Genomic DNA, 5,742 nt, shown 5'->3' on the forward strand with positions numbered 1-5,742 from the left:
CGGGAACGGAGCGGCACAGGTCTTCACGAGGTGTTGACGTTCCCGGAAACCGCGCTAAGATGTGCGGCTCGCTTCAGCGGAAAGGACTTCGGTCCGGCAGCTGAAGCGGAGGCAAAAATCTCCACCTTCGGGTGTTGACGGACGCCAAAACCGCGCTAGAATGGGCGGCTCGCTTCGGAGGAAACGACGGAGCATCGGAAGGCAGGCGCTGAGGCCGCTTTCCGCAGATCTTTGACAGTGTGCGCAGGTAACTTGTGCGGACGTCTGGTCGGTGGATAACTGTCCATCAGCAGACGTTCTAACAGAGCAACAAGTCAATTCAATAGCAGCAATGCTAGCGAGTAATTTGGGGCTCAGGCAGACGACTGCACTCAAAGCATTGGCGAAGTCCTTCGGGATGGAGCCGAAACATTTAAGTGAAGAGTTTGATCCTGGCTCAGAGTGAACGCTGGCGGCAGGCCTAACACATGCAAGTCGAACGGCAGCACAGGGGAGCTTGCTCCCTGGGTGGCGAGTGGCGGACGGGTGAGGAATGCATCGGAATCTGCCTATTTGTGGGGGATAACGTAGGGAAACTTACGCTAATACCGCATACGACCTACGGGTGAAAGCCGGGGACCTTCGGGCCTGGCGCAGATAGATGAGCCGATGCCGGATTAGCTAGTTGGCGGGGTAAAGGCCCACCAAGGCGACGATCCGTAGCTGGTCTGAGAGGATGATCAGCCACACTGGAACTGAGACACGGTCCAGACTCCTACGGGAGGCAGCAGTGGGGAATATTGGACAATGGGCGCAAGCCTGATCCAGCCATGCCGCGTGGGTGAAGAAGGCCTTCGGGTTGTAAAGCCCTTTTGTTGGGAAAGAAAAGCATTCGGTTAATACCCGGATGTTCTGACGGTACCCAAAGAATAAGCACCGGCTAACTTCGTGCCAGCAGCCGCGGTAATACGAAGGGTGCAAGCGTTACTCGGAATTACTGGGCGTAAAGCGTGCGTAGGTGGTTTGTTAAGTCTGATGTGAAAGCCCTGGGCTCAACCTGGGAATTGCATTGGATACTGGCAGGCTAGAGTGCGGTAGAGGATGGCGGAATTCCCGGTGTAGCAGTGAAATGCGTAGAGATCGGGAGGAACATCCGTGGCGAAGGCGGCCATCTGGACCAGCACTGACACTGAGGCACGAAAGCGTGGGGAGCAAACAGGATTAGATACCCTGGTAGTCCACGCCCTAAACGATGCGAACTGGATGTTGGGTTCAATTAGGAACTCAGTATCGAAGCTAACGCGTTAAGTTCGCCGCCTGGGGAGTACGGTCGCAAGACTGAAACTCAAAGGAATTGACGGGGGCCCGCACAAGCGGTGGAGTATGTGGTTTAATTCGATGCAACGCGAAGAACCTTACCTGGCCTTGACATGCACGGAACTTTCCAGAGATGGATTGGTGCCTTCGGGAACCGTGACACAGGTGCTGCATGGCTGTCGTCAGCTCGTGTCGTGAGATGTTGGGTTAAGTCCCGCAACGAGCGCAACCCTTGTCCTTAGTTGCCAGCACGTAATGGTGGGAACTCTAAGGAGACCGCCGGTGACAAACCGGAGGAAGGTGGGGATGACGTCAAGTCATCATGGCCCTTACGGCCAGGGCTACACACGTACTACAATGGGAAGGACAGAGGGCTGCAAACCCGCGAGGGCAAGCCAATCCCAGAAACCTTCTCTCAGTCCGGATCGGAGTCTGCAACTCGACTCCGTGAAGTCGGAATCGCTAGTAATCGCAGATCAGCATTGCTGCGGTGAATACGTTCCCGGGCCTTGTACACACCGCCCGTCACACCATGGGAGTTTGTTGCACCAGAAGCAGGTAGCCTAACCTTCGGGAGGGCGCTTGCCACGGTGTGGCCGATGACTGGGGTGAAGTCGTAACAAGGTAGCCGTATCGGAAGGTGCGGCTGGATCACCTCCTTTAGAGACTAAAGACAGCTGATTGCCTTCCAGGCGTCCGCACAAGTGACCTGCACGATTGGTACAACAGACTGGGTCTGTAGCTCAGGTGGTTAGAGCGCACCCCTGATAAGGGTGAGGCCGGTGGTTCGAGTCCTCCCAGACCCACCACCTGCGAGTCCCTTCGCAGAAGCCCGCGCATTGGTGTGCGGACTTTCCAACACGGGGCCTTAGCTCAGCTGGGAGAGCACCTGCTTTGCAAGCAGGGGGTCGTCGGTTCGATCCCGACAGGCTCCACCACTCTGCGAGTACCGATCGACTGCGCACACACATATAGATTTGAATGGCGCCAGCATTGTGGCTGGCGTCGGTTCTTTGAAAAAATGGGAAGTAGCGAGCGTTTGAGACGAATGTCCATACGTGTCGTAGAGGCTAAGGCGGGGACCTCGAGTCCCTAAGAAATTGAGTCGTTGTATTTGCATCCAGGCGTTGTACCCCTGGATCGAGTATGGCTCCGAGGCAACTTGGGGTTATATGGTCAAGCGAATAAGCGCACACGGTGGATGCCTTGGCGGTCAGAGGCGATGAAGGACGTGGTAGCCTGCGAAAAGTGTCGGGGAGCTGGCAACAAGCTTTGATCCGGCAATGTCCGAATGGGGAAACCCACCTCCTAGGAGGTATCGTGCAGTGAATACATAGCTGTACGAGGCGAACGCGGTGAACTGAAATATCTAAGTAACCGTAGGAAAAGAAATCAACCGAGATTCCCTGAGTAGTGACGAGCGAACGGGGAACAGCCCAAAAGTCGATTTGGTTCTAGCAAAACGGTCCTGGAAAGACCGGCCATAGAAGGTGACAGCCCTGTATGCGAAAGGGCCATTTCGATGAAATTGAGTAGGGCGGGGCACGAGAAACCCTGTCTGAACATGGGGGGACCATCCTCCAAGGCTAAATACTCCTGACCGACCGATAGTGAACCAGTACCGTGAGGGAAAGGCGAAAAGAACCCCGGAGAGGGGAGTGAAATAGACCCTGAAACCGTGTGCGTACAAGCAGTAGGAGCCCTTCGGGGTGACTGCGTACCTTTTGTATAATGGGTCAGCGACTTATTGTTCGTGGCAAGCTTAACCGTATAGGGGAGGCGAAGGGAAACCGAGTCTGATAAGGGCGCATAGTCGCGGGCAATAGACCCGAAACCGGGTGATCTAGTCATGCCCAGGGTGAAGGTACCGTAACAGGTACTGGAGGCCCGAACCCACTCCCGTTGCAAAGGTAGGGGATGAGGTGTGATTAGGAGTGAAAAGCTAATCGAACCCGGAGATAGCTGGTTCTCCTCGAAAGCTATTTAGGTAGCGCCTCATGTGAATCTTCCTGGGGGTAGAGCACTGTTATGGCTAGGGGGTCATTGCGACTTACCAAACCATTGCAAACTCCGAATACCAGGACAGACTGCATGGGAGACACACGGCGGGTGCTAACGTCCGTCGTGAAAAGGGAAACAACCCAGACCCACAGCTAAGGTCCCAAATTATCACTAAGTGGGAAACGATGTGGAAAGGCACAGACAGCCAGGAGGTTGGCTTAGAAGCAGCCATCCTTTAAAGAAAGCGTAATAGCTCACTGGTCGAGTCGGTCTGCGCGGAAGATTTAACGGGGCTAAGTGATAAACCGAAGCTTGGGGTGCACACCTTTGGTGTGCGCGGTAGAGGAGCGTTCCGTAAGCCGTCGAAGGTGGATTGAGAAGTCCGCTGGAGGTATCGGAAGTGCGAATGCTGACATGAGTAACGATAATGCGGGTGAAAAGCCCGCACGCCGAAAGCCCAAGGTTTCCTTGCGCAACGTTAATCGACGCAGGGTGAGTCGGCCCCTAAGGCGAGGCAGAAATGCGTAGTCGATGGGAAGCTGGTTAATATTCCAGCACCTCGCATGAGTGCGATGGGGGGACGGAGAAGGTTAGGTCTACCAGGCGTTGGTTGTCCTGGGGAAAGGCGGTAGGAGTGGGTCTTAGGCAAATCCGGGACCCTTCAACTCCGAGCACCGAGACGAGCTCATTAGAGCGAAGTGACTGATACCACGCTTCCAGGAAAAGCCCCTAAGCTTCAGCTCATGCAGACCGTACCGTAAACCGACACAGGTGGGTAGGAAGAGAATTCTCAGGCGCTTGAGAGAACTCGGGTGAAGGAACTAGGCAACATAGCACCGTAACTTCGGGAGAAGGTGCGCCCTTGATCGTGGCTCGTGCGAGCTATAGCGATCGGGGGCCGCAGTGACCAGGCCGCTGCGACTGTTTATCAAAAACACAGGACTCTGCAAACACGAAAGTGGACGTATAGGGTCTGACGCCTGCCCGGTGCCGGAAGGTTAATTGATGGGGTCAGCCGCAAGGCGAAGCTCTTGATCGAAGCCCCGGTAAACGGCGGCCGTAACTATAACGGTCCTAAGGTAGCGAAATTCCTTGTCGGGTAAGTTCCGACCTGCACGAATGGCGTAACGATGGCGGCGCTGTCTCCACCCGAGACTCAGTGAAATTGAAATCGCTGTGAAGATGCAGCGTTCCCGTGGCAAGACGGAAAGACCCCGTGAACCTTTACTATAGCTTTACATTGAACGTTGAGTTCGTCTGTGTAGGATAGGTGGGAGGCTTTGAAACCCTGGCGCCAGCTGGGGTGGAGCCAACCTTGAAATACCACCCTGTCGTGCTTGACGTTCTAACCTAGGTCCGTAATCCGGATCGGGGACCATGTATGGTGGGTAGTTTGACTGGGGCGGTCTCCTCCCAAAGAGTAACGGAGGAGCTCGAAGGTACGCTCAGCGCGGTCGGACATCGCGCACTGTGTGCAAAGGCATAAGCGTGCTTGACTGCGAGATCGACGGATCAAGCAGGTACGAAAGTAGGACTTAGTGATCCGGTGGTTCTGTATGGAAGGGCCATCGCTCAACGGATAAAAGGTACTCCGGGGATAACAGGCTGATACCGCCCAAGAGTTCATATCGACGGCGGTGTTTGGCACCTCGATGTCGGCTCATCACATCCTGGGGCTGTAGTCGGTCCCAAGGGTATGGCTGTTCGCCATTTAAAGTGGTACGCGAGCTGGGTTCAGAACGTCGTGAGACAGTTCGGTCCCTATCTGCCATGGGCGTTGGAGATTTGAGAGGGGCTGCTCCTAGTACGAGAGGACCGGAGTGGACGAACCTCTGGTGTTCCGGTTGTCACGCCAGTGGCACTGCCGGGTAGCTATGTTCGGAAGCGATAACCGCTGAAAGCATCTAAGCGGGAAGCGCGCCTCAAGATGAGATCTCCCGGGAGCTTGACTCCCCTGAAGGAACCATCAAGACCAGGTGGTTGATAGGCTGGGTGTGTAAGCACAGCAATGTGTTGAGCTAACCAGTACTAATGATCCGTGTGGCTTGACCATATAACCTCAAGCTGCCTTGGACTCCACGATACGTGCGGGTTCGACGCAAACCAGTTCGCTACTTCCCAACCTCCGAGAGCGTGAGCGCGATCGGTCCCCTGGCAGTCACACCGCCACAGGACCCAACCGCGACCCTCCACCCTCTCCCTGGTGACAATAGCTGTATGGAACCACCCGATCCCATTCCGAACTCGGAAGTGAAACGTACATGCGCCGATGGTAGTGTGCATCCAGCATGCGAGAGTAGGTCATCGCCAGGGTTTTATCCAAAACCCCCCGCCGGTTCCCGGCGGGGGGTTTTTCTTTGGTTCTTTCGTAGGTCGGCCCCACGCGGCCGACGGGGATGACGTCCGGGGGCGCACGGCGTCGGGGGCGTTGCCCCGACCTACGGG

Annotated in this window: 2 tRNA genes and 3 rRNA genes; all 5 read left to right on the plus strand. The window is 55.6% G+C overall.

From position 1 onward, the window contains the following. Positions 1 to 413: 413 nt before the first annotated feature. Positions 414 to 1,958: ribosomal RNA gene (locus tag LDO26_RS17970) — 16S ribosomal RNA — on the plus strand. 70 nt (positions 1,959 to 2,028) lie between these two features. Then, a tRNA-Ile gene (locus LDO26_RS17975) sits at positions 2,029 to 2,105 on the plus strand. A gap of 53 nt (positions 2,106 to 2,158) precedes the next feature. Continuing rightward, positions 2,159 to 2,234, plus strand: a tRNA-Ala gene (locus tag LDO26_RS17980). Between the two features lie 236 nt (positions 2,235 to 2,470). Continuing rightward, positions 2,471 to 5,350 (plus strand): 23S ribosomal RNA (locus LDO26_RS17985). Positions 5,351 to 5,496: 146 nt separating this feature from the next. Next, a 5S ribosomal RNA gene (gene rrf / locus LDO26_RS17990) occupies positions 5,497 to 5,610 on the plus strand. Together the 16S, 23S and 5S rRNA genes with 2 tRNA genes alongside form the textbook arrangement of a ribosomal RNA operon. Positions 5,611 to 5,742 lie beyond the last annotated feature (132 nt).

This window comes from Proluteimonas luteida (genome assembly GCF_021191695.1).
In the GTDB taxonomy this organism is placed as follows: Bacteria; Pseudomonadota; Gammaproteobacteria; order Xanthomonadales; family Xanthomonadaceae; genus Luteimonas; species Luteimonas luteida.